Genomic DNA, 24,328 nt, shown 5'->3' with positions numbered 1-24,328 from the left:
TGCCCCCCATGAAAACTCCCCCCTTCCGCACCTGCAGCTGACTCTTATCTATTATACGATCATCATTATTACTTCTTGCGGGACTGTCCTTTGCCCGCAGCAGGACGTCCCGGCGTATTACCGTTCTTCATCATCTGCTGGGCACGCTGCATTTGCTTCCCGTTCAGGTTATACCCCATTTGCTTGGCAACCTTCTGCAGCATTTCAGGATCATTCTGCATCGTTGTCATCTGTCTGCGCAGATAATACACACCGATGAAGAATCCGCCGATCAGACCTACCACAAGCGTAATAATAGGCAATGCAATATTCATCTGTAATCCACCTTTGTACTCTATTAGTCTGGCGATAACCCTGTTCAGGCACGCGAATCTATCATAGCATTTCAACAACTGGACAGCAATTGGCAAATCCCGCTGGCCTACGGTTGATTTCCGGCTTATTCCCCGTCCGCTGCTCCCTGCCCGCGGAGCTTGTCCAGCGCCCGCTCCAGCATGTCGCGCACCGTAGCGTCCGCTTCGCTCTCCAGCGCCTGCTCGACTGCCGCAAGCGCCTCTTCGCCGCCGATGCGGCTGAGCGCCCAGGCCGAGGTTCCGCGCATTTCCGGCCGCGGCTCCTTCAGCAGAAGCTCCGTCAGCTTCGGCACCGCCGAAGCCTCCTTGAAATTGCCCAGCGCAATGACCGCGTTGCGCTGCATCGGCTTCTTGCCGCGCCAGGCCGCCGAGCTGCTGCCGAACTTCTCCTTGAACTCGCGGTTGCTGAGGTCCAGAATCGGCAGCAGCAGCGGCTTGACCACCTCAGGATCAGGCAGAAGCTGCGGGCGGTGGTCCCAGTTCTTGCCCCGGTTATGCGGACAGACAATCTGGCAGGTATCGCAGCCATAGAGCCGGTTCCCGATCTTGGTCATATAGTTCTCACTCAGGAAGCCCTTGGTCTGGGTCAGGAAGGAGATGCAGGCCTGGGCATTGAGCTGTCCCGGTCCGACCAGCGCGCCGGTAGGGCAGGCATCGATGCATTTCGTGCAGTCACCGCAGCCCTCCTCCACAGGCTGGTCTGGAGGCAGCGGAAGATTCGTTACCATCTCCCCCAGATAGATCCATGATCCCCACTTGGGGGAGATAATCGCACAGTTCTTGGCGCTGAAGCCGATCCCTGCCCGCTCCGCTACTGCCCGGTCTACCAGCGCTCCCGTATCCACCATGCTCTCCAGCACAGCATCCGGGACACGCTCACGGATGAAGCTCTCCAGCTTCGCCAGCGCTTCACGAAGGACATGATGGTAATCCTGGCCCCAGGAGGCGCGGGCCAGAATGCCTCTGCGTGCACCCGGCTCGGATTTGGGCGGATTCTCCATCTTGGAGGGATAGGCCACGGCAATCGCAATGATGGAGAGCGGCTGCTCTCCGGACTGCAGGGCGGGAACCGTCCGCTTGTCCAGGTCAGGCTCCTCGAAGCCGGATTCGTACCCCTTGTCCCGATGCTCCTGAAGAATGTTCTTCAAATATAAAAACGGCTCCGCAGTCGTGAACCCGATATCATCGATACCGAGCGCGGGTAGAGCCGCCTTAATCTCTGCCTTAAGTTCCTCCCATTTGGAAGGGGGCGGAGCGTAACCTTTCTGGATGTTGAGGTGCATATCCGCCTCTCCTTTATAGATTGACTAAGGTTGCTCTACAGGGCCTTCATCTTAGAGAGAGGCCACCAGATCAGGGAGACCTTACCCACAATACTCTCCCCTTCGACAGCGCCGAAATAACGGCTGTCCTTGCTGGCTCCGGCATGCCGGTTGTCCCCCATGACGAAGTAGGTCCCCGCCTGCACGGTCAGACTGCTGAAATCGGGATCTTCTATAGATGTATCGATATATGGCTCATCCAGCAGCTTGCCATTGAGATAGAGCTGCTGGTTCCGTACTTCAATAATGTCGCCGGGAATGCCGATCACCCGCTTGACCAGATATTCCTTGCGGCTGGGTCCCGTACTGGGATCATGAAGGACGACAACCTCCCCGCGGCCCGGATTCCCGAAGCTGAGGGCGATTTTATTAATAATCAGCTTCTCTCCCTGATAGAGGGTAGGCTCCATGGATTGGCCGATTACAGTTGACACGTTGAACACATAGATATTAAGCAGCGACATCACAGCGAACACAATCCCCGCCGTAATGATCCACTCCCGCATATCCCTGATCCATGTTCTTCTCGACTTCTGTCTGGACTTGTTATGCGTCACTGATCTGTATCTTTGTCTGCGGCTCCGCATGAAATCTTCTTCAAGCTCCCGGTTCATAGGCCACCTACTTGCTTCGATTGGGTTATCCGTTCCTTAACAATAGAAAAGCATATCTCCCGCCCATTTGCAATGGACATAGGGAAGATATGCTTTAGTATAATGAAACAGACTATGCAGGAATACCCATATTCAAAGTATCCGCCCTGCAAAAGTTCTCTACTCTGACCTTTGATTCCGCTTACAGCAGCGGTTCAGCAACAGTTACCCGACAATGCTCAGCTTGCGCACGGATTTGAAAATGTGGTTCTCGTCATAACCCATGGCTTCATATAGAGGCATTGCAAAAGAATTGTGTTCATCGACGGCAACATAAATGCCGCTGACCTTCCGCGCCTGAAATCTGCTCTCCATAGCCGTTACAAGACTCTTACCGACTCCTCTGCGGCGGTAATCCGGATGGACGGCAATGCGGAAATAACAGCCGTGATTCTTCTCAATCGTACCAATCAGCGCACCGATGATTTCTCCTTCATCCTCAGCAACTACAATGAGATCAGAATCCCATGACAATTGCCTGGAGAAAGGCTCGATCGTGCTCTCGAAACATTCTTCCGATAATGCGGTCTGCAGCAATTCAGTCACTGGAGTTACATCGCTTAATTGAAAGGAACGAACGTGCATACTTTCAAGTCTCCCTTTTCTATGGCTTATGATTTTACAAAAAGAAGGAGTTTCCATAACAGCATAAAGTGGAAAAAAGCATCAAAAACCGAGGAATACCTGCTTTTGTCTCTATTAAAGCACACTTTTCTCGCGTTATCATCATTTTTCTTTTGAAAGCGCTTGATATGAAGCGTTTACATTCAATATAGTTTCATATTTAACATCTATTAGGAGATTATAGTAGTCAAAACGTCCCGGTTACGAAGCCTCACTAGTTTAACACAGCCTTAACATTTTCAGTGAGCTGCGGACGGGAAAATACTTTTTAAACATTTTTGTTTATTTAATGTTGCATTATTGTTCCAGATGCGTTTTAATAATAGTATCTCAACGGATATATACCAAAACCAACATATAATCAGGAGGGATTTTTCCATGGCTTTTCAATTACCGGCACTTCCGTATCCGAACAACGCACTTGAACCACACATCGACGCATTGACGATGGAGATTCATCATGACAGGCACCATAACACTTATGTGACGAACCTGAACGCCGCACTGGAAAAGGCACCCGAACTGCAAAACAAAAGCATCGATGAGCTTCTGACCGACCTGAACGCTGTACCGGAAGCGATCCGCACAGCGGTCCGCAACAACGGCGGTGGACATGCCAACCACACCCTGTTCTGGGAAGTGATTGGACCGAATGGCGGCGGCGCACCAACTGGCGCACTGGCTGCTGCCATTGACAGCGAGCTGGGCGGCTTCGATAAATTCAAGGAAGACTTCGCGGCTGCAGCTACTACACGCTTCGGCAGCGGCTGGGCTTGGCTCGTTGTGAAGGACGGCAAGCTTGCTGTAACCAGCACACCGAACCAGGACAACCCGATCAGCGAAGGCGCAACTCCAATCCTCGGCCTCGATGTATGGGAGCATGCCTACTACCTGAACTACCAGAACAAACGTCCTGACTACATCAAGGCGTTCTGGAACGTAGTGAACTGGGAAGAAGTCGGCAAGCGTTACGAAAGCGCGAAATAAGCATCTGCCTTCAGCATGATGCTCTAAGCAAACAGGTTCACCTCTGCCGTAATGGCAAGGGTGAACCTGTTTTTATTTAAAATAGAATTTATATGTTCCACACGATAACTTATCCTTCTATTTCTCGCTGAAACGGTACCGTCCTTTAAAAGGACGGCAATGCCGTTTCCACTTGCCACGCTAAGCCAAACCTGAATTCACTGCTTGAACTTGGCGTTCAGAGCGTCGTACTCACGCCGGGTGACCGGAATTACTGTTCCATGGCGGGGGCTGGACGGAAGCTCATAATCAGCGGATACCGTCCACTTGCCCGAATCAAGATCTTCCGTCTCCAGCGGGATGTACCCTCTCCCTCCGAATTCATCCACAAACAGATACCACTTCTTCTCCGTATTGGATTTGAACAGGGTCGGCCCTTCAATGCCCTTCAGTCCGCCGACACTTCCGCTTAGCAGCTTCACCGCAGGCGCAAATACCGAATCCAGGGACTCCTGGAACACCATTTTGCCAAAAGGGGATTCCGGGCCTTGCTCGCGCTCATCCTTGGTGAATCGGTAAATCTTCCCGTTATACGCAGCCATAGTGGTATCAATGATCGAATGCCCATAGTCCATATAGATCTGCGGCTCTGTGAACGCGCGGAAATCGCGTGTCTTGCTGTACATGATTGTCTGGTAGGCGTCCCCGGTGTGACCGGAATCGGCGTACATCCGCGAGGCCCAGAATACGATATATTCTCCGCTCTCCTGGTCATAGATCACCTCAGGTGCCCAGGTATTCCCCGCCTCCTCCGGCGAGACCTTGGCTTCCCAAGGCTCCGACCAGTCCACGAGATTATCCGATTCCCACACGATGATCGACCGGCTGCCCCGTGTCTGGGCTGCGCCCCAATCCCAATTGCCGTTGATCTTCAGATCGGTGGCGATCAGATAGAACTGTCCCCCTTCAGGTGAACGGATGATGAAGGGATCTCTGACTCCCTTGTTGCCCAAGGTGGAGATTAGCACAGGCTTCCCGCTATTCAGCTCCTCCCAATGCAGCGGGTCATTGCCTTCGCTGAGGGCGAAGTATACCTGCTCGCCGTCCCCGGTCCCTTCGCCTGTGAAATAGGTGAACAGATAGCCGGCATAGTCTCCCGCAGCCGGAACTTCCTGTGCAGCCTGAGTCCGGGTAACCTGAGTTCCGGCAACCTCACCCGGCTGGCTTGCCTGCTCCTCTAACTCCGGCCCGCCTGCCACCAGGGTCACCACCGACTTGGCCGGGATAACAGCCTGGAATACCTGCTCCCCGTCTGCTGTCCCATCAGCAGCTACATCAACGGCCAGATCCTCGCCGCGGGCCAGATCCAGCTGCTCATTGGTTACATAGGAACGCAAGGCAGATGCCTTCAGTCCCAGTCCGCTCAAGGTGAGCTGCACCCGCTTCTCCTCCAGGCTGTCATTCACCAGCACCGCCGTCATGCTCTGCTCCTCCTCGTGTACATAAGCAGAGCCGAGCAGCTCGCTTCCGGCGTCCTGGCTCAGACCGGAGAGCGCAATCCGCACCGCTCCGGGGCGGATGAACTTGCTGTAATTGCCTAGCGACCACAGGATCTTCGAGGTCAGGATGTTCTGCCCGTCTCCAGGCTGATTGTAATCGGTGTACAGCAAGCCGTCCTTGTAATCTACCTTGGATACTGCGGTCCACCACTGCCATGCGGCTGCATCCGCCTCGGTCAGATCGAAGTGAATGGTGCGCGCCACCTGCAGCGCGGGCTCCATCCCCAGATCCCGTCCCGGGCCATAGTCGCCCATAATGCAGTATTCGGTGACCCAATATTTGGCCTGCGGATCATATTGCTTCAGATTGCGCTCCAACAGCCTTCTTAGCTTCACCAACCGGTCGTCGCCGGAATGACTGTAGTCGGACCAGTAGGAATGCGAGGCGATCTTGTTGCCTACCGCTTCCTTCAGCACAGGGTCACCCAGCAGGTCCTTAATATATTCACGGTATTTTCCCAGCCCCAGGCTGTTAGCCCCGCTGGAATAGACGCCGCTGCCCGTGAATTCCCGGTAGTGCTCGTCATCGAGCAGAGAAATAATCTCCACTCCGTCCGGGGCACTGATCTGCGCTTCCAGCCCGCTAGCGCGGAGCTGGGCATGCAGCTCCAGAATCACCCGCTTCAGGTCGTCATTATTGTACCGGCTGGCTTCCTGCTGCGCATGATTCCAGTCCCAGGTCGGCTCGTTAACGGGACTGATATAATCGAATTCAAGGCCCTCCTGCTTGAAATGCTCCAGCACCTCAATCAGGAAAGAGGCGAAGGCCGCTTCAGAGCCTTCCTTCAAATTACTGGACCCTACCTCTGGATCAGGCTGGGCATGACCATTCCGGGTCATCCAGACCGGCGGGCTGTTGACGAAGGCAATCAGGGATTCGACTCCGCGCTCCTTAGCCGCCCGCAGGAACCACTGCTGACCTGCCTGCCTGCTCCAGTCGTACGGTGCTTCCTCCGTTATTTTGAAGGCTTCCGTTCTTCGCCACGGATCTGGAATGATCGCCTGATCGGTCTCTACCGAGCCTGCACCTATATTGAAGCGCCATGCCGACAGCCCGATTCCTTCGGTACGTGAGAACAGCAAATCTGCCACCTTGTTCTTATTCTCTTCGGTCCACTCCTTCCCCAGGGGGTCCATGGACCAGGCGTCGGATGCGCCGAAGTTATCGATAGTCTGATTGCGGACATTGCCGTCTATCGTCACTGCCGCATCCGGCGGTTTCTGGTGCTGCACAGGGATTTCCTCCTCTTTCCTATTACTGAACAGAATTACAACAACACACACTAGAACAACGCCGATAACCGCCGTAACTGCCTGCCGCTTCATGCTCCTATCCTCCTCCTAACCGACCAGACCGGACCGCTCCACACTCTCAACGAAATGCCGCTGAACGAATACATAGAGGATAATCAGCGGCAGAATCGCCATCAGCACACTGGTATTCATCATCATGGACATGAAGAACGGGTCCTGAACGAGCGAATTCGCTGCCTGGCCGCCGCCGGTCATGTAGGTAGCAATGCCGTAGCCCGCCGATGACATCATCGATGACATGACCTTCGGTTCGTTCAGATACATATTGGTGAAGAAGGAGTCATTCCACTGCCACACGAAGGAGAACAGCATTACCGTTACCATAGACGGAATGGCATTGGGCAGAATCACCCGGGCGAAGGTGGTAAAATAGCCTGCTCCGTCCACATAGGCCGCTTCCTCAATCTCCCGTGGAATGCCCTTGAAGAACTGGCGGAAAATATAGACATACAGCCCTGTCTTGACGCCCATCCCGAGCATCGAAGAAATAATAAACGGCCAGTACGTATTGATCAGGTTCGCCGGCTTCCCCGTGAACAGCTCAATCAGGCCGAACAGGTCAAAGTTCTTGAAATGCAGGTACAGCGGAATCATGATCGTCTGGGACGGGACAAGAATCGTAAAGATCACTGCCGCGAACAGCAGCCCGCTCCCCCTGAACTTAATTCGGGCAAAGCCGTAACCGGCCAGCACACAGATGATCGTCTGAAGCACCATGACCGCTGAGGACAACAGCAGGGTGTTCCGCAGGACTGCCGGATAGTTCATCGCTGTGAAGACCAGCCTGAAGTTCTCCAGGGTGAAGGCCTGCGGGACCCAGATCACGGTGGAATCATACAAATCATCCATACTCTTGAACGCAATCGACAGCTTCAGCAGGATCGGGTACAGGATGACGAACGAGATACCGAAGACCAGCACAAAGCGGGCGATGACCCATAACCATTTTTTCGAAAATTCTACCCAATAAGCGGCCGAGGCCAGCCTGTGCAGCTGCTCTTTCCTGGAGCGGTGCGGCATTGCTGCGGTCTCTGTCTTCATGAATGTTCCTCCTTCCTAACCGCTAGTCTTGATAAAAGACTTTGCGTGAGATCAGCGCCGTCGTAATCCACAACAGCAGCGCAATGATGGCAAAATACATCCAGGACATGGCTGCGCTCAGCCCGAAATTGAAGCTCTTAAACGCTGTATCCACCACCATGCGGCTGGTCTGGTCGCTGATGAAGCTGTCGATGATGGTATAGACCAGATTCGTCAGGATCAGCGGGCCGATCATCGGAAACGTAATTTTCCAGAAGGCCTCGTAGCCTGTGGAGCCTTCAATCTTCGCCGCCTCATACAGGGAAGGGGAAATCGATTGCAGCCCCGCCAGGAAGATCAGGATCTGCACGCCCGATTGGCTGACAATCTCATAGATCCGGCTCACCGCCCCAGTCAGATACTGCACCACAGTGGGGCTCAGACCGGATTCGATCAGCAGCGTGGTCAGCTCCAGATTCTTGATCACCGACAGCCCTCCGCCCGTGGAATCACTGGCGCTGCGCACAACGGACTGCATCAGATCCCCGTTCTCAATGCTGGCAATAATACCCGAGGCCAAAATGACCGGCAGGAAGAAGATGGCCCGGGCCAGCACCCTGCCATGGAACTTCTGATTGAGCAGCACGGCGAAAAACAGGCTAAAAATCAGAATAAGCGGGGTGTTCAGCACGATATTCATCACGGATTCCGTTAATGTCCGGACATAGGATTCATGGGAGAACAGCGCCTCCCGGAAGTTCGCGAGTCCGATATACTTCAGCGTGAAGCCCTCATCATTGACCTGCAGGTTACTGAGGCTGAACCGCAGGGAAGACAGCAGCGGCGTCAGGAACAGGAAGCAGAAGCCCGCGAACCAGGGAAGAATAAAGTACAGGCCGTAATATCTGTTTTTTTGCTCCAGGGACAGCTTCTTAAGCTTCATTATTGCTGCTCACCTCCTACCCGGTAATTCCGTCCGTCTATGGTTACTCCGCCCACAGTCACCGGGGCATGGTTATAATTCACTATAATTGTGGTACCCGCTTCATAGGTCGTCTGATAGACACCGGCCGCAAGCTTCTTATGCTCCTTGATCGTCTGGGACTGGACACTCTTCAGTACACGGCTCAATGCCTGATACTGCCCGGCTGCCTGGTCAATCCAGCTGCGGTAATCGGCTGAATACAGCCGGTCGAAGCCCGTCATCTTGATCGCAGAGGGATCTGCATAGAACCAGGTATAATACGGTGCGCTCCCGGTCTCCAGCGCCTTCAGCAGACTAAGCGTTGCATCCTGATCGTCAGCCATATTCCAGGCAGTTCCGGCATATTGCAGATAGCCGTGGTACACCATCTGGAAGAAGGGGATGCTCTCATCCGTAATATTGAACCCGCTGCTCTGCATGGGCGCAACCACAATATGACGGGCGAAGGGAGCTGCGTACGCATTGCCGCCTTCAACCATCAAGCGGGGCACCGAGCTGCTCATGCGCTCCAGCTGCTCCTTGACGATTCCCTCGGCCCGCTGGCGGTCAATTAGATTCTCCGCATTGAAATCGGAATTCAGCCCGCTGCCGAGATCCCGCAGGGACAAGCCGTCCACTCCAAGCGCTGCATAATCCCCGAGGAAGCCGTCTACCACACCCGGCAGTACCCGGGGACTGACGACATAAACGGAGGGCTGCTTCACATCCTGCTTGAGGTCAGAGATATCATAGGGATACGTATGCGCCAGCTTGCCCGTAATCAGCCGGGAGGCCTGTGACTTGCGTAAGCCCTTGGCTTCCGGGAAGGTCTGCAGGAACGAAGCATCGGGATACAATGTAATTCCCTTATCCTGTGCGTAAGACTGCAGCTCCTGAAGCCCTTTTGCCCCGCCAAGCTTGCTGTCCACCGATACGCCCTTCGGGTAATTATGGTTGATGCCGCCGTTGAACCATCCGGTATACCGCAGTTGAATGTCCCCGATCCCCTTCTCCTGCATCTGCTCCAGAATGACCTCGGCCTCCTTGAAGGAAGTAAGCGGCTCATAAGCGCTGTAAGGAATGCCCAGGAAGAATTTCTTCTTCGGAATGCCGCCGATCAATTCCAGGTAGAAGGGAACGTCCTCCGCCCCTTCCAGCCTTGCCATCCCGGTATGTTCGATTAAGTACTCCCGGTATTTCGCAGCCATGCCTGAATAGCTGGCTTCTTCCTGATCAAGGAAGCTGTACGCTACAGTGATATCTCCGGGGAAGATACCTGCCTGAAATTGCTTCACCGTACTGGAGCGCCAGCCGTTGGTCAGCGTCACTTCCTCCAGACTGCCCAGCGTATAGCTGGAGAAGACATAGTTATACTGATTCAGCCGCCCGCTGACGTCTGCCTCCACGGCTGCAACCGCATCTCCGCTCTCGATCACCGCCAGGAAGCCGCGGTCCTGAACCTTCATGCCGAATACAGGCAGCCGTGAGGTCTCCTCCTTCTGCACTTGCCCCAGCTGGGTCAGCGCAGCATCAGGACCGTACATCGCGGTACGGTAAGGGGTAGCATAGAGCTTGTTATTATTGAAGTGTATCAGCGACCCGGAGCCGTCAGGCACCAGGCTGTAGCCTTCATCCTTCGTCCCGCTTGCCCCAAAAAACGGAAGCAGCGACAAACTCTGAATATGCATATTATCCGGATAACGGACCTTATCGCCCGGGATGCTTACCCGCAGCAGCTTCCCGTCCAGCCGGTATTCCAGGGGAAGCGTCACCAGAGCGGCTCCGTCCTCCTCTTCACCGTAGGCCGCCTTATCGATGGCGATTTGCGCCTCATCATAGCCGATCTGCCCAAACAGGGAGGTCACCTTCTTCAGCCCCACTCCCTTGAAGGAGGTATCCCTTCGTTCATACCGCTTGTTCGGCTCATCGTACCTGAACCGCTTCTCAATCTCCTTCTTGTCACTGTCCTTCTCAAGGCGCCCGATGATCAGGGTACGGAAGCGTTCTTCACTGATGTATTTGGGAATGCCGTCGATATTGCTCTTGACCTCCCCCAGCGTATACACGATATTCAGGCTGTCGCCCGATTCCTCGATGGTGAACTGGCCGCTCTGCACACTGTGGGTGTAGTTGTCGTAGTTCATCAGATTGCCCTTGCTGTCATAATAGGTCAGCTCCACCTGCACATTCAGCTTGGATTTGTTATATCCGGTGGCGACAGCATCCTGTTCGCGGTCCTGCGGGTTAGAATACCAGAGTGCTCCGCTCTTCTTATCCTTAACGGCGATCTCCGTGGTCATCTGATTCAGATACAGGGTCAGATATTCGTTGTCCAGTGCCTCCTTCATGTCTGCGGATAGCTCCGGCGATTTCGGGGTGTCCTGCACGCTCTGCGCTGAGGATTGTATCGCTGCTTCGGATGGTATCGCTGCTTCGGATGGTATCGCTGCTTCAGACTGTACCGCCGATTCAGCTTCAGGTGCGGATTCGGCCAAGTCCGCGTACGGCAGGACGGCTGCGCCGCTGAGCATAAGCACAATTGCAATGATGGTTAGCTTCTTCTTCAAAGCCTGGCTCCTCCTTTCTTATCCGCGAAGTGAAAGCTCCTGGTAGACGGTGTAGACAAAACTGACAATTTGCTGGATCAGATTGAAGAACAGCAGGCCCAGGAAGATGATGATGCCCGCCACGGCCAGCGTCAGCAGCATGGTTGTAATCGTTTTGAGCACCGTGTACTGATGAACCGTCATGGTCCCGATGAACAAGAGCCATACGAACCACAGCGTGGCCAGAGCATCCAGCAAATGATAGAAGGAAGCCTCCCGCAGCGTAATCACGTTGCTGAGCAGGATATTGGGAATGTTGATCAGAATCAGCGGAAGCAGGGCGTAGCCTGTCGTAATGACGATCTCCGCGAACTTCCCCTCCCCGTCCATCAGCGTCGTCAGCGACCAGTTCGCCAGGCACCAGAGCAGGAACGGGAAAATAATATACTTGAGCTCATTGATACTGTTCAGTTCAAGCGGGTGATTATAATTGACCACATAGCCTACATATTGGCGCTTCACAATCATAGTCAGGGTAAGGAATATAAGAATGCCCAGTGCCATGCGCAGCTTGCCCTTATTCTCATATTTCAGATCCCAGAATCCGTCGAAGGGGTGTACTGCTACATGCAGTGAATATTTAATGTCCTTAAGAAACAGCATCCTGGACCCTCCCTCCCTTTCTCAGCCGCTTCATCAGGCGGGCAATCACGTAGCCGCCCAGCAGCACGGCTATCATTCCCGTCATATAGATGCTGAAGTGATCGCGCATATACTCCCTGCGGTATTTCCCAAGTGCCTTGGAGTAATATTCGCGGTCATTGCCCAGCTTTAGATAGGTCATAGCCTCCTTGTATTCGCCTTGGCGGAGCAGAGATTTGCCGATGCCAACATACGCCATCTCATAGTTGGCATCCAGCTTCAGCACCTCCCGCCACAGCTTCGCGGCTTCATCATGCTTGCCGGAGCTGTACAGGGTGTTGGCTTCATTCACCATGCTGCCGAACCGGGTCACCGTGAACTCGGTAATTCTCCCCAGATCACGATCCAGCACATAAATCGCATTCTCATAGCTCTCCACCGCCGCCGGGTTCTTGAATGTGCCGAGCTGGCTGCCCAATTGGCCGATTACATATAGCAGCTTGCCGTCCTCATTGTAGGTGAAGATCCGCCCGCGCGTGGCGTCCAGTGCCCGGTAGACCCCGTTTCCGGTCACATCAATGTCAATGAAGGCGGAGCGGTCCTTACTCAGATCTCCGATCGGTGGAATCTCCCCACCAACCCGCAGGACATCGATGCCGGAGGGATTCAGTCTTTTTACCGGAGAGAAGGTCTTCTTATCCACCGTAGTGGTATAGATGAAGCCATCCTCATCGACATCGACATTATTGAATTCCAGCGGAATGAACTGCACCATCTTCTCGCGCTGCTCCTTGGTCGATACCGACTTCCAGAACAGATCCACCGGATCAAACTGCACCTTGTTCGTGCCCATGAAGCCTGTGAACTGCCCGTCGCTGTCGAACTCGATCAGCCCTTCGTAGACCCCTCTGCCGACCACATAGATGCGGCCTGCCTTATCAACAATCACTTTCCGCGGAAAATACTCAAAACCCGCTCCGATCACATCCGCCTTCGGCGCCCCGATCTCCCGCACGAAGGTCCCTGTGCCGTCCAGCTCGACCAGCCGTCTGTTCTCCGTATCCGCCACGTAGATCCGGCCGGCGTCCGTAACGAAGAGACCTTCCGGGTTATTGAAGCTGTCCTTCTTCTCCCCGTTCCGGAAACCTTCGATGACACGGAGTGTGTTCCACTCCTTATCCAGCACCACAATCCTCCCGTTCCCGGAATCGAGCACATAGAGCAGCCCTTCCGCTGAGACAAACAGGTCTCCCGGAGCGGTCCAGGCTCCCGTCCCTGCCTCCAGCCCGCTGATGGCCCTCGAAGGAAGATAAGCAATCGGCGACTGAACCGCGTCTCCCCAGTAGGAGTAGGTATATCCTTCATACGGCGCAGCCCCGGCCGGCCTAGGGCACAGGCTCACAAGCAGCAGCACGGATACAAGCACCAGTATTGATGACTTTATTCTCAACCCTAACGCCTCCATCGCTTCAGTCCTTCATGCCGGACGAAGCCATCGTCTGAATCACATTGCTCTGTGACAGAATGAACGTCACAATCGGCACGGTCATCATAATCACCGCTACCGCGGCTCCGACTCCTGCACGGGCGATCCCGCCCTGAATAATCTGGCCCATCGCGTAATGCAACGTCTTGAGCTGCTCGCTGTAGATGAAGCTGCCCCCGTCCGTGCCCCATAGCATCTGCATCATCAGAATGAGCAGCGTCAGCCAGGCCGGCTTCACCAGCGGCATGACAACCTGCCAGAAGATGCGGTATTCACTGGCCCCGTCTATCTTCGCCGCCTCCAGCAGCGCATCCGGGATCTGCTCCATGAACTGCTTCATGAGATAGAGTCCCAGCGGATAGGCAAAGGCAGGAACGATAACCGCCTGGTAGGAGTCCATCCAGCCCAGAGCGGACATAATCATATAGTTCGGTATCGCGGTGACATGCGGTGAGAACATCAGCGACAGGACAACCACGGTGAACAGCACCTTAGAGCCGCGGAATTTATGCTTCGCCAGCGGGTAAGCCGCCGCCGAGGCCAGCAGGATATGCCCGGCTGTACCGGCAGCGGTAATGAATACCGTGTTGAATATATATCTGGAGAACGGCACCCAGGAATTCTTCATCACCTGAAACAGGTTGGCGAAGTTCTCAAGTGTAGCATTGCGTACAAACAGCGTAGGCGGGAAAATAAACAGCTCATCCAGCGGCTTAAACGCATTGTTAATGACATAAATTAACGGAATCGCCATGAATGATCCGAATCCGGCCAGGGCCAGGAACAGCAGGGCGTCGACCTGCCAGGAACGGTTTACTTTTTTATTCAGACGTATCGCCAGCTTCATCCCGCTTATTCCCCCACCCTCTTCAGCAGCTTTTGAACAATCAGATTGCTGCCCAGCATCATCACGAACAGCACGGTGGCAATCGCCGAGGCATAGCCCATCTCGAAGCGGATCGTTCCGTAGTCCACCAGATGGGTTACAATCGTATGCGCCCCGTACTGCACACTCGGGAAGCCTGCCAGCGCCATAGCTACATCAGCAACTGCCAGCGACGCAGTGATCTGAATAACCGCGCCGAACATCAGCTGCGGGCGCATGGAAGGAAGCGTAATGAACCACAGCTCCTGCCAGCGGTTTTTGACACCGTCCACAGCCCCTGCTTCATACAACGTCTTGTCAACGGTCTGCAGGCCGGCGATGAAGGCCAGGAAGCTGGTCCCGAGGCTTAGCCAGAGCTGTACCAGCATGATGATCCCCAGCATATACTTGGGGTCCTGCAGCCATTGGATCGGTTCGTAGATTACGCCAAGTTGCATGAGAAGTCCGTTGATGATCCCGTAGGAGTCACTGGAGAAGATAATCTGCCAGATGAAGAAGACATTCCCCGAGATCGACGGCGCAAAAAAGATCAGGGTCATAAACGCCCGCAGCTTGGGATTCAGCTCATTGATCAGCCAGGCAAACAGAAAACAGGCGATATAGCTGACCGGTCCGGTAACCACCGAGAAAATCAGTGTATTCTTGACCCCGATCAGGAACACATCATCGTTCCAGAGCAGCTTGGAATAATTCTCCCAGCCGATCCAGCGCGGCATCTCCAGCATGTTGAAGTGCGTGAAGCTGAAGATGATCGAAATCGCCACCGGCAGTACGGTAAACAGCAGAAACAGCACCATATATGGAGCCAGCAGGACGTACAGGTGCTTATCCCGCCGCACATCCTTGCCGAACAAAGCCCAGTAATTACGCAGCCCGGAAGGGGACAGCCGGGGCTGAATCAAGGGTTCGGCCGTATTTTTCACTTTCTGCACAAGAGTCCCTCCCTATTCCCTTCGTTTCAAATCGAACTCTGCTCTCTTCTGATCAATCTCATAGTCGATTTCCTGCACATAATCGTACAGGGCATCAGCGGTGTTCGTTCCATTGTTGATGACCTCGCGCAGGGCATTGTCCAGATGGCGTCCTGTGAAGTAACCGCCAGGCACCTCAGGTACACCCTGCACCCATTGCCACTGCTCCTCCAGATGGCGGTAATCGCTTGTCGGCCACGGCAGCTCCTTAAGCGCTTCAACGTTCGCGGTCGGATACCGCGCTGCCGCGCCCATGAGGCCCTCCATCTCCCGGCCGAAGCGGACCTGAGAATCCTTGTCTACCCACCACTTCATGAATTCCCAGGCGGCATCCTTGTTCTTGGCCTGCCTCAGCATTAGCGCGGCGGTGCCCCCGCTGGCAACATCCCTGCGGATACTGCCGTCCGGCTGCTTCGTCCCCGGAACCGGAATGAATTCCCATAGCCCCTTAATCTCCGGCGCAGAGACCGTCAGATAGTTATAGAAGGTATAGTCCTGAATGCCGACCGGCATCTCGCCGGTGCGGAACCGCATCGGGAAGTCGAAGATCAGCGGCAGCTTGTAGCTGGTGTAGAAATTGGTCCAGTTCTTGAAGGCAGCCAGACCGGTCTCTGTATCGAGTCCGCTCTTCGCTCCGTTATTCAGATAAAAGGATCCGCCCATCTGATAGAGCAGCATGGCATAGGCGCGGTTGACCTCCAGCACCGGCACACCTGTCGTCTGCGCGAGCGGCAGCGCCATATCCATCCGGTGCTTCTGCAGCACCGGAATCATTGCATATACCTCATCCCACGTCTGCGGCGGATCAAGATTCAGCTCCTGCAGAATATCCTTGCGGTAGAAGAGCATGTTGAAGATCTGCTGCTCCGGCAGGGCAAAGACCTGATTCTCGAACCGGTACGGCACGAGCGCACTGTCTCTGAACTGCTTCACCACATCCTCATAGCCGGGATACTTCGACAGATCCTCTGCCGCTTGGCGCATCCCGAAGTTCACCGGCATATCATTGCCGACCTGCATCGCCACATCCGGGCCTTCCCCGGCCAGCGAGGCGCGCAGCAGCACATTCGGACTCACCAGCTTCAGATTGACACCGATGCCGGTAAGCGGGGTAAATGTATCATCGATCATTGCCTTCAGCACCTGCGCCTGGTCGCGGCCGGTTCCAATCCATACATCAATGGTCTCGCCGTTCTCCGTGGTATTGCCAATCGTGTTGTAATCCTCGAAGAACGAATGGGTGAAGGACGACACCTCATGCACAAGCTTCCTGAACCCGGAAGCATGCGCCTTCGGCAGCTTCACATCCGGCGAAGAGAGCAGCAGGTAATCAATCTCCAGCGGCTGCTCCCGTACCTCCAGAATCCAGGAGCCGACGCTGCCGACATTGATTTTGAACTGCGACAGCCGCTTCTGCACCGTTTCCGGCTTGTCGGCCATGTCCGCCAGCTGATAGGCAGTTTTATTCAAGGTTGCGGTTTTATCACTCTTTTCCCCTGTAAGCCGGACCAGCTCTTCCGATACGCCATATAGAATCTTGCTCTGCTCACGGAAGACCGCCGTCATATCCGGGATTTGCTCCTCCAGCTTATAATCGCGGTACGGATCAGGCACATTGCCTGTAATCATCAGGATTTTCCGGTACATCGCATTAATGTCCAGCACACTGGCCTCCACCTGGCGCAAGAGCGGTGCAATGGCCCCGAGGCTGACCTCCAGCTGTAATTCGTGTTTTCCTTTGCTTAAATAGAATAAATAGGGCTCCTCATCGTTCCCCAGCCGGTTCATCTGCCAATCCGAATCATAGTAGAACGGAATCTGCAGCATTTCCCGGAACGGAATCTCTCCGTCAATCCGCATAGAGCGTGTGGAATAGATCCCTCTTAACAGCTCCTGCCGGCCTTTGATGGTGATGTTGTACAGACCGTCCTCCGGCGCTTCCACCTCCCAGGCGATCCATTGTCCCGGTACCCGCCAGTTGTTGCCGCCAATCGTGTTCATTCTGATCTTGGACACATCGTACGGCTCTGTTGAAGGGCTTGAGCGGTCTGTGATCGGATACAAGGTCGGGGAGGATTTGTAAGCAGCGTCTTCCCCCTGCACCTTAACCGAGTGGCCGCTGGTGGCCTTATACCCCTTAGCTTCGTAGCTCTGCTTCACCTCTGCGTAGGCAGCGGGTGCATCGTAGCTGTGCAGCTTAATATAGTCGATGACCATCGGCTCTCTGCTGGACACCATCGTCAAGGTGTGCCGCCCGGCCGACAGATAGAATTGGTACGGCTCCTCATAGTAGCCTTCCGTATCTCTCAGCAGCGTCTCCTGCCAGGTCGGGGCCTCAATCTGGCGCGGCCGGAGATCATTGTCCCGGTTATCCTGCTGGATCTCCGGGTTCTCATTGACCCAGATCCGCCCGAAGGACAGATTGCGGGCGCTGGTGAACGGCAGCTTGCCGTCGATCAGCAGCTCACGTTCAATCGCCGAGCTTTTGCCCTTTACCGGATAATACCGGACAGAGATGTGGTACAGCCCGGACTTCGGCACATCCAGCTGCCACTCTACCGAACCGCTCTCCTCCGTTCTGACGTATCTTCCCGTCTCCCCGCCAAGCTCAGTTAGCACCTCCGGACTCATCCCCTCGGCCCCGGTATAATCAGCTCCCTTCAGCATAATTTCTTCGCGTGGCTGCTCCTCGCCCTCATATTGCTGCAGATAATGCTCATAGCTGCCCTCAGGCAGCTGCCGCACCTCCTGCCCGTTCCCCGTCACACCTTGCGCCTGGGCAGCAGGCAGCTCTGCGCTTGCCGCAGGCAGCGTCATCATGGAGATCAGCATGACGGTTACAAGTGTCCGGTTCATCATCCGCCGGGATAATGATATTCTCACTCGGGTTCCCTCCTCTAGCAGACTTGCATATTAAGAGTGATACAGGTGGTGCAGAATAGAAGGATAAATAATTGTGTGAAACATATAAATCCTTATATTTCAAGCGCACACGGCTACGCCGCCCTATAAGGGCGGCTGCCGATTTCGCAGACAAACACAGCAGGTATTGCGCAGGACAAGCAGTTATTACCCTTGTTATGAGCTGTCCAGCTACCTATTTCTTCTCTTTATCCTGCTCACCGCTTAGTACTTTCTTGGCTGCGGCCTGCGCCGTTCCAATGACTTGGGCCACCCCGGTGGACGGTGTAATCTCGCCCTTCAGGAATTTCTCAGTCACCTTATCCAGCTGATCCTTGACGCCAAGACCGCCGTAACGTCCGCCGAAGACCCGCTCCACCTTACCTTCATCATTCATCGCATTGGTGATAGAGGCTTCATCCGGTAAAATATTCTCCATCGACAATCTGCGGTTCTCCTGCCAGCTGTCGAACGGCTGCAGATCCTCCCAGATCTTCACGATGGTATCCGCATCCTTAACCCCTTTGGGAATGGCATAGGCTGCTGTCTGGCCCAGCGGATCGTAGTACTTATCCGCCTGCGGTCCTTTTGGAATATAGACATATCCCCATTCATCCTTCATCTTGCCGAGAATACGTCCCTCGATCTCCCACAGGCCGCCTGGATACATCGCAACGGTTCCTTCTCCAAAATACTTGGCCGGGTCTTCCCAGTCGTTGCCTTCGTTCGGCTTGAACACCTTATCCTGCGTATACAGCTTATGAAGGAAGTTAAGCGCTTCCATGGATGCCGGTGAATCAAAGACCGCCTTCTGGGTAGCTTCGTCGTAGATTTTGCCGCCGTTGCTGGCGATCAGCAGCTCCGAGATCACATAATGGGCTCCGGCCAGACCGTACTGGTCCATCTTCCCGTCCCCGTTCTTGTCAATCGTCAGCTTCTTCGCCGCATCAAGCATCGTATTCCAGTTCCAGTTATCCTCATCCATCAGCTGCTGCGGGTCCTTCAGGCCCGCTTCCTTGAAAATACGCTTGTTGTAGAACACGCCGCTGTCGTTCGGGCTATACCAGCTCTCCAGGCCATAGACCTTATCGCCGCCGAAGCGCATGGAATCAATCACACTCTGATCGATGAGTGAATCCTTCAGATAATCATCCAGCGGTGTCAGGAAGCCGCCATGCATCAGGCCCCAGATGAAGCCGTCAGGCAGCCGGACAATCTCGGCAAACGGATCGCTCGCCATAACGGAAGAGGACAGCTTCTCGGCGGTGGACCAATACTCTGTATTCAGGTATTTAATCTTGACGTTGTATTTCTCTTCCACCGCTTTGATCCGTTCGCGGGCAAGCTCATCTGCCTCTGAATCCCCGACAGGAGTGGCATCCCACCAGTGGGAGATGCGGATCTCCCGCCCGTTCAGATTAGCAGCCGGCGTTGCCGAAGGCGCTTCCGTTGCTGCTGGTGCCGTTTCACTGGCTGCCGGAGCCTGAGTCGCCTCCGCCGCCGGTGTTGCCGGTGCAGACGCATTATTCCCTCCGCTGCAACCGGTTACAAGTGTAACTACGGCTGTCAGCAGCATGAACCACGCCGAGCTTTTCTTCTTCAACTGTTTCACTGTTCGCCACGCTCCCCTAATTTCAGTGATGTTAAGCTAATCCAATATTGAACTGATTCAAGATTGAACTGATTCAAGATTGAACTGATTCAAGCATGTCTGCGTCCGTCCCCCGCTCCCTTCCCGATGTCATATTTATATAGTGGCGTATGCCAGCATATAAGCCCTTAAGACTACCCTTGAGATGATGAAAAGAAAACTTGGAAATAAATGAACTTGGATACGGTTATTGCCGCCCCCTAAGGGTGGTGCCGTATAAGCAAGAAAGATAAGGAGCATTGCATGGCCGAATCGTCCCATTAAGGGCGATACCGCTTCAGAGGGCGTATCAGGAGCAACTGTGTACGGGCCTCTCCCGAGAGAAGGACAAGATTATTGCACGGCCCTTGCCGTCCCATTAAGAGCGATACCGCTTCAGAGGGCGTATCAGGAGCAACTGTGCACGGGCCATGCCGTCCCTCTGAGGTCGGCACCTCTCTCGCGGGAAATATCCCGATGAGTGGTGGGTTACGGCTGCGAATTCTTATACTTTTCAAATTATCAGTAAATTCGCAAAATCTCCTTGTCCCATATGTACCGCCAGAGTAACCGCTTACTCAAACTCTAAAAAATAATGAAATGGGTTTCATGAAATCCATTTCATTATAACTTCTGGTTATCCCCTGGTCAATCCTACTTTACACAAATTTCATGCTTCAATCCAAAAACTTTCCAGAATACAGGCCCCCTCGTGCTGACGCACTCCACATACGCCTGGAAAGTTCTTGACCGGCCCTGGATGAACATACTTGAATGCGTGCACGGCAGACTTGTCTGGTAAGCAGCTTCCGTTAGGCTACTATGCGTGCTATTGCGTGAGCTATTCTGCGAGATTTTTCGGGCGGCCCGTGCTGTCACGTACCACCAGCTTAGGCTGGAGCACCGTCCGTTTTCTGGGATTTCTGCCGCTGATCAGCTCATGAAGCATCTCTACAGACAGCTCCCCCAGCTGGTTGGTGTTCTGCGACACCGTGGTCAGCTCCGGAATAACCGCTCTGGACAAGGGCGAGTCATCGAACCCGACGATCGACAGATCCTCTGGTATCTTTAGCCCATGCTGGGTGGCCGACTTCAACGCGCCGATAGCCGTAAAATCATTTACACACAATACCGCTGTCGGCCGTTCCTCCTGCTCCAGCATCCGGTCCATCAGCTTCCGCCCGCCCTCGATCGAGAAGTCGTGGAACATGACCCAATCCTTGCGCAGTTCAAGCCCCTGCTCCTTTAGCTTCATCCTTACGGACTTCAGCTTCACCTGAGTCGTGGAGGTCTCCTCCATCCCCCCGAGAAACCCGATTCTCCGGTGCCCCAGGTCCAGCAGATGCTGGGTGGCCAGTGCCGCCCCTTCTTCTTCATCGGTGTAAATGCGGTGCAGACCGCTCCGGGGCAGATTGCCGTTGACCAGCACGATCGGCACATGCTTTGACAGCTCCACAACCTCCTGGGACAACGCCGGCGGACACTGGTTCAGGTTAATTCTGCCGCCCAGGAAAATAATCCCATCCACTCTTTTCTCCCGAAGGATGCTAAGGTACTCCGACTCGCGGCTATGCTCCCCCGCCGTATCGCAGAGGAAGAAGGTATAATGCTTCTCTCTGGCCACATTCTCGGCTCCCCAGAAGACCTCCGGGAAAAAAGGGTTGGTGATGTCAGGCAGAATCATCGCGATGGTGCCGGTCTCCTTCTTGAGCAGACTGCGGGCAAGCGCGTTCGGCTGAAACTGATGCTTCTCAATTACAGCCATGATGATCTCCCGGGTGCTCTCCTTGACCGGAGCTGTATTGTTGAGGACACGGGAGACTGTGGCTACGGACACCTGGGCCTCCTTGGCGATATCATATATGGTAATCGTCTTCATCCTTTACCTCCTTGGTCTCGCGTTCCTGGCTTATAGCAACTTACATCCGGGGCGGATGGGTGCGGGGTTTGGGGTGGGGTGGGGAAGTCGGCAGAGGGGCAGGGTGCAGTTAGGGCTGGAAGGGCGCGTGGAGATGGGCTGGTGCTTAGTGGCCCTTTATTCGTGCCAGTCGCCAACTGCTCCTCATTTTGCTCAATCCCCCACTTTTGGACATTCAGGGGTATTTGTGCTCCTCATTTCGTTCGACCCGCCCACTTTTGGACATTCAGGGGCATTTGTGCTCTTCATTTTGCTCGACCCGCCCACCTTTGGCCATTTCAGGAGTATTTGTGCTCCTCATTTCGTTCGACCCGCCCACTTTTGGACATTCAGGGGTATTTGTGCTCCTCATTTTGCTCGCCCCGCCCACTTTCGGCCAATTCAGGGGTACTTGTGCTCCACATTTACGTCTGCGGCCCATTTTCGGCACATTTAATGGGATTTATCCCTCTGATTTCACCGTGCGGCTCACTTTCCGCACATTTAATGGGATTAATCCCTCTGATTTCACCGTGCGGCCCACTTTCGGCACATTTAATGGGATTTATCCCTTTGATTTCACCGTGCGGCCCACTTCCGGCACTTTTTAATGGGATTTATCCCTCTGATTTCACCGTGCGGCTCACTTTCGGCACATTTAATGGGATTTATCCCTCTGATTTCACCGTGCGGCCCACTTCAGACACATTTTATGGGATTTATACCTTTGATTTCACCGTGCGGCTCACTTTCGGCACATTTAATGGGATTAATCCCTCTGATTTCACCGTGGGGCCCACTTTCGGCACATTTAATGGGATTTATACCTTTGGGTTCGGCCGTGCGGCTCACTTCCGGCACTTTTAATGGGATTTATCCCTCTGATTTCACCGTGCGGCCCACTTCCGGCACTTTTTAATGGGATTTATCCCTCTGATTTCACCGTGCGGCTCACTTCCGGCACTTTTAATGGGTTTTTGCAGTCTGATTCCGGCGCGGTCAGTGGCGCACATATACTATACTTTAGGCTGTTGAGGTCAGGTAATACTTAATTCCAGTTTGTCCACAACCGAAGCCCCCTAAATTTGCACAACAGCACACGGAAGCGGTGGCACTCTATTGAGAAGGACCGCAGCAGCTATGCTTGTCCGTTGGTGATCTGTATGGCTCAACAGGGATTAGCATAGCGGTAGCAGCTTGGAGCCTACGTCCCTTGCTCATCGAAATAGCTGTTCAGCAGCTTGAGGAACACATTCGGAAAGGCGTAATTTTTCATGTCCTCACGGTTGATCCAGCGCTGCGCTCCGCTGTCTGCTGCATCAGCTGCGGCATCCCCGCTGTCGAACAGCGCCAGCGGTGCGTCTTCCGCCGGCTGTGCCCCCAGCGCCGCAGCCAGCAGGCTGTTCTCACGCTCCACATGAGCCGCTCCCGCATCCACTCCCAGCGGACTATTCTCGCGCCCCGCATGTGCATCCACTCCCAGCGTGCCATCCGCGCGCTCCGCTTGCGCCGCCCCGTACACGGCGCGGCTCTCCGCTGCCAGCGGCAGCGCCGCCTCTTCCCTGCAGCGGTACACCTGCAGGGTCCACACAATATGGCTGAATGTATGCTCCGCAGCCATCCAGTGCCCCTCAGGCCGGGCGTGAATCCCGGCCTGGCTCATGGACCGGCGCAGCCGGTCCAGCGCTCCCGCTTCAGGCAGCAGCGCACCGCGCGCACCGCCAGCCTCAGCAGGCGGCGCAGGCCAGTGCGGCAGCTCCCACATGCGGGCCAAAAGCCCGCTAGCCGGCCGCTGCCGGATCAGTACCCGGCCCGCGTGCTCGCCGCGGCCCTCCACCAGGGCAGCCAGCCGCTCCTCCGGACGCGGCGGCTTCGCCTTGGTCTTGACAGGCAGCGAGGCCTCGCAGCCCGCCAGCCGCGCGGCGCAGTGCTCCATCACCGGGCACGGAAGGCAGCGCGGTGATTTCGGCGTGCAGATGAGCGCGCCAAGCTCCATCAGCGCCTGATTGAAGCTGCCCGCTTCCCCTTCGGGGATCAGCTCGGCGGCGAGCTTCTCCATTTTCACACGGGTCGGGCCTTTGGCAATGTCATCCTCAATCAGGAAATACCGGGATAGGACGCGCATCACATTGCCATCCACCGCCGGCTCCGGCCGGTTGAACGCGATGCTCAGAATAGCACCGGCTGTATACGGGCCTACGCCCTTGAGACCGAATACGGCATCGCGGTCATCCGGCACCTGCCCCCCGTACAGCTCCTTGACCTGCTTCGCAGCATGCTGGAGATTCCGGGCACGCGAGTAGTAGCCAAGGCCCTCCCAGCATTTCAGCACCTCTTCCTCCGGTGCATCAGCGAGCGCCTCCACGGTTGGAAACTGCTCAATGAAACGGTTGAAATAAGGAATTACTGTATCTACCCGGGTCTGCTGCAGCATAATCTCAGAGATCCAGATGTAATACGGGTTACGGTGGCGCCGCCACGGCAGGTCCCGCTTCTGGAGGTGGTACCATTCCAGCAGGAACCGGCTGAAGAATAACTTGGCTTCCTGCTGCGCTTCTATTTGCTTCTCATCTGTGGTCATCGTTATTCTCCTT

16 protein-coding genes and 1 pseudogene are annotated in these 24,328 nt (G+C 54.8%); 1 reads left to right on the top strand and 16 read right to left on the bottom strand.

The window, feature by feature from the left end:
- Positions 1 to 68: 68 nt before the first annotated feature.
- The 4 genes and pseudogenes from MHH78_RS33775 to MHH78_RS33760 all read right to left on the bottom strand — a co-directional run bounded on the left by MHH78_RS33775 (position 69) and on the right by MHH78_RS33760 (position 2,913).
- The gene (locus tag MHH78_RS33775; RefSeq protein WP_341170465.1) at positions 69 to 314 is read right to left on the bottom strand and encodes a YneF family protein; all 246 of its coding nucleotides are present in this window, start codon (positions 312 to 314) and stop codon (positions 69 to 71) included.
- A 134-nt stretch (positions 315 to 448) separates the two neighbouring features.
- Positions 449 to 1,636: pseudogene (gene queG, locus MHH78_RS33770) on the bottom strand (tRNA epoxyqueuosine(34) reductase QueG); the annotation flags it as partial.
- A gap of 35 nt (positions 1,637 to 1,671) precedes the next feature.
- Positions 1,672 to 2,289, bottom strand: coding sequence for a signal peptidase I (lepB, locus tag MHH78_RS33765; RefSeq protein ID WP_341170464.1), 618 nt, complete (start codon positions 2,287 to 2,289; stop codon positions 1,672 to 1,674).
- Between the two features lie 204 nt (positions 2,290 to 2,493).
- Positions 2,494 to 2,913 carry a GNAT family N-acetyltransferase gene (locus MHH78_RS33760; protein WP_036723776.1) on the bottom strand — a complete coding sequence of 140 codons (420 nt, stop codon included), beginning with the start codon at positions 2,911 to 2,913 and terminating at the stop codon, positions 2,494 to 2,496.
- A gap of 417 nt (positions 2,914 to 3,330) precedes the next feature.
- Here MHH78_RS33760 and MHH78_RS33755 point away from each other — a divergent pair, with 417 nt between their 5' ends.
- Positions 3,331 to 3,939: a superoxide dismutase gene (locus tag MHH78_RS33755; RefSeq protein ID WP_036723775.1), complete on the top strand. Its 609-nt coding sequence runs from the start codon at positions 3,331 to 3,333 to the stop codon at positions 3,937 to 3,939.
- Between the two features lie 197 nt (positions 3,940 to 4,136).
- On the opposite strand, the gene MHH78_RS33750 is transcribed toward MHH78_RS33755, so the two are convergent.
- The 12 genes from MHH78_RS33750 to mutY form a co-directional block, all read right to left on the bottom strand.
- Complete coding sequence (locus tag MHH78_RS33750) at positions 4,137 to 6,803, bottom strand: glycoside hydrolase (RefSeq protein WP_341170463.1); 2,667 nt, start codon at positions 6,801 to 6,803, stop codon at positions 4,137 to 4,139.
- A 15-nt stretch (positions 6,804 to 6,818) separates the two neighbouring features.
- Entirely contained in the window at positions 6,819 to 7,832 is a 1,014-nt protein-coding gene (locus tag MHH78_RS33745; protein WP_340990925.1) for a carbohydrate ABC transporter permease, read from the bottom strand.
- Positions 7,833 to 7,854: 22 nt separating this feature from the next.
- On the bottom strand, positions 7,855 to 8,754 hold the full coding sequence (locus MHH78_RS33740; RefSeq protein ID WP_076085557.1) for a carbohydrate ABC transporter permease: 900 nt from the start codon (positions 8,752 to 8,754) through the stop codon (positions 7,855 to 7,857).
- Positions 8,754 to 11,342 (bottom strand): DUF5696 domain-containing protein, encoded by a 2,589-nt coding sequence (locus MHH78_RS33735; RefSeq protein WP_341170462.1) that lies wholly within the window; start codon positions 11,340 to 11,342, stop codon positions 8,754 to 8,756. The genes MHH78_RS33740 and MHH78_RS33735 overlap by 1 nt, the downstream gene beginning before the upstream one ends.
- An 18-nt stretch (positions 11,343 to 11,360) precedes the next feature.
- Complete coding sequence (locus MHH78_RS33730) at positions 11,361 to 11,984, bottom strand: Yip1 family protein (protein WP_340944841.1); 624 nt, start codon at positions 11,982 to 11,984, stop codon at positions 11,361 to 11,363.
- Positions 11,971 to 13,413: a tetratricopeptide repeat protein gene (locus MHH78_RS33725; RefSeq protein ID WP_341170461.1), complete on the bottom strand. Its 1,443-nt coding sequence runs from the start codon at positions 13,411 to 13,413 to the stop codon at positions 11,971 to 11,973. The genes MHH78_RS33730 and MHH78_RS33725 overlap by 14 nt, the downstream gene beginning before the upstream one ends.
- A 19-nt stretch (positions 13,414 to 13,432) precedes the next feature.
- The gene (locus MHH78_RS33720) at positions 13,433 to 14,296 is read right to left on the bottom strand and encodes a carbohydrate ABC transporter permease (RefSeq protein WP_076085569.1); all 864 of its coding nucleotides are present in this window, start codon (positions 14,294 to 14,296) and stop codon (positions 13,433 to 13,435) included.
- A 5-nt stretch (positions 14,297 to 14,301) separates the two neighbouring features.
- Positions 14,302 to 15,207, bottom strand: a complete 906-nt coding sequence (locus MHH78_RS33715) for a carbohydrate ABC transporter permease (RefSeq protein WP_425355130.1) — start codon at positions 15,205 to 15,207, stop codon at positions 14,302 to 14,304.
- Between the two features lie 72 nt (positions 15,208 to 15,279).
- Positions 15,280 to 18,189 carry an extracellular solute-binding protein gene (locus MHH78_RS33710; protein ID WP_341170460.1) on the bottom strand — a complete coding sequence of 970 codons (2,910 nt, stop codon included), beginning with the start codon at positions 18,187 to 18,189 and terminating at the stop codon, positions 15,280 to 15,282.
- A gap of 214 nt (positions 18,190 to 18,403) precedes the next feature.
- On the bottom strand, positions 18,404 to 19,819 hold the full coding sequence (locus MHH78_RS33705) for an extracellular solute-binding protein (protein WP_341170459.1): 1,416 nt from the start codon (positions 19,817 to 19,819) through the stop codon (positions 18,404 to 18,406).
- An 859-nt stretch (positions 19,820 to 20,678) separates the two neighbouring features.
- Positions 20,679 to 21,716: a LacI family DNA-binding transcriptional regulator gene (locus tag MHH78_RS33700; RefSeq protein ID WP_341170458.1), complete on the bottom strand. Its 1,038-nt coding sequence runs from the start codon at positions 21,714 to 21,716 to the stop codon at positions 20,679 to 20,681.
- Positions 21,717 to 22,938: 1,222 nt separating this feature from the next.
- Positions 22,939 to 24,315, bottom strand: coding sequence for an A/G-specific adenine glycosylase (mutY, locus tag MHH78_RS33695; RefSeq protein WP_341170457.1), 1,377 nt, complete (start codon positions 24,313 to 24,315; stop codon positions 22,939 to 22,941).
- Positions 24,316 to 24,328 lie beyond the last annotated feature (13 nt).

Source organism: Paenibacillus sp. FSL H3-0333, assembly GCF_038002805.1.
Taxonomy (GTDB): domain Bacteria; phylum Bacillota; class Bacilli; order Paenibacillales; family Paenibacillaceae; genus Paenibacillus_AQ; species Paenibacillus_AQ silagei.
Note: the sequence above shows the minus strand (reverse complement) of the source record. Positions and strands in the feature narration are given on the sequence as shown.

Bases quoted from the DNA above. Each gene is read 5' to 3' on its own strand.
- MHH78_RS33775 (WP_341170465.1), bottom strand. From the start codon at position 314: ATGAATATTGCATTGCCTATTATTACGCTTGTGGTAGGTCTGATCGGC.
- lepB (WP_341170464.1), bottom strand. From the start codon at position 2,289: ATGAACCGGGAGCTTGAAGAAGATTTCATGCGGAGCCGCAGACAAAGA.
- MHH78_RS33760 (WP_036723776.1), bottom strand. From the start codon at position 2,913: ATGCACGTTCGTTCCTTTCAATTAAGCGATGTAACTCCAGTGACTGAA.
- MHH78_RS33755 (WP_036723775.1), top strand. From the start codon at position 3,331: ATGGCTTTTCAATTACCGGCACTTCCGTATCCGAACAACGCACTTGAA.
- MHH78_RS33750 (WP_341170463.1), bottom strand. From the start codon at position 6,803: ATGAAGCGGCAGGCAGTTACGGCGGTTATCGGCGTTGTTCTAGTGTGT.
- MHH78_RS33745 (WP_340990925.1), bottom strand. From the start codon at position 7,832: ATGAAGACAGAGACCGCAGCAATGCCGCACCGCTCCAGGAAAGAGCAG.
- MHH78_RS33740 (WP_076085557.1), bottom strand. From the start codon at position 8,754: ATGAAGCTTAAGAAGCTGTCCCTGGAGCAAAAAAACAGATATTACGGC.
- MHH78_RS33730 (WP_340944841.1), bottom strand. From the start codon at position 11,984: ATGCTGTTTCTTAAGGACATTAAATATTCACTGCATGTAGCAGTACAC.
- MHH78_RS33720 (WP_076085569.1), bottom strand. From the start codon at position 14,296: ATGAAGCTGGCGATACGTCTGAATAAAAAAGTAAACCGTTCCTGGCAG.
- MHH78_RS33700 (WP_341170458.1), bottom strand. From the start codon at position 21,716: ATGAAGACGATTACCATATATGATATCGCCAAGGAGGCCCAGGTGTCC.
- mutY (WP_341170457.1), bottom strand. From the start codon at position 24,315: ATGACCACAGATGAGAAGCAAATAGAAGCGCAGCAGGAAGCCAAGTTA.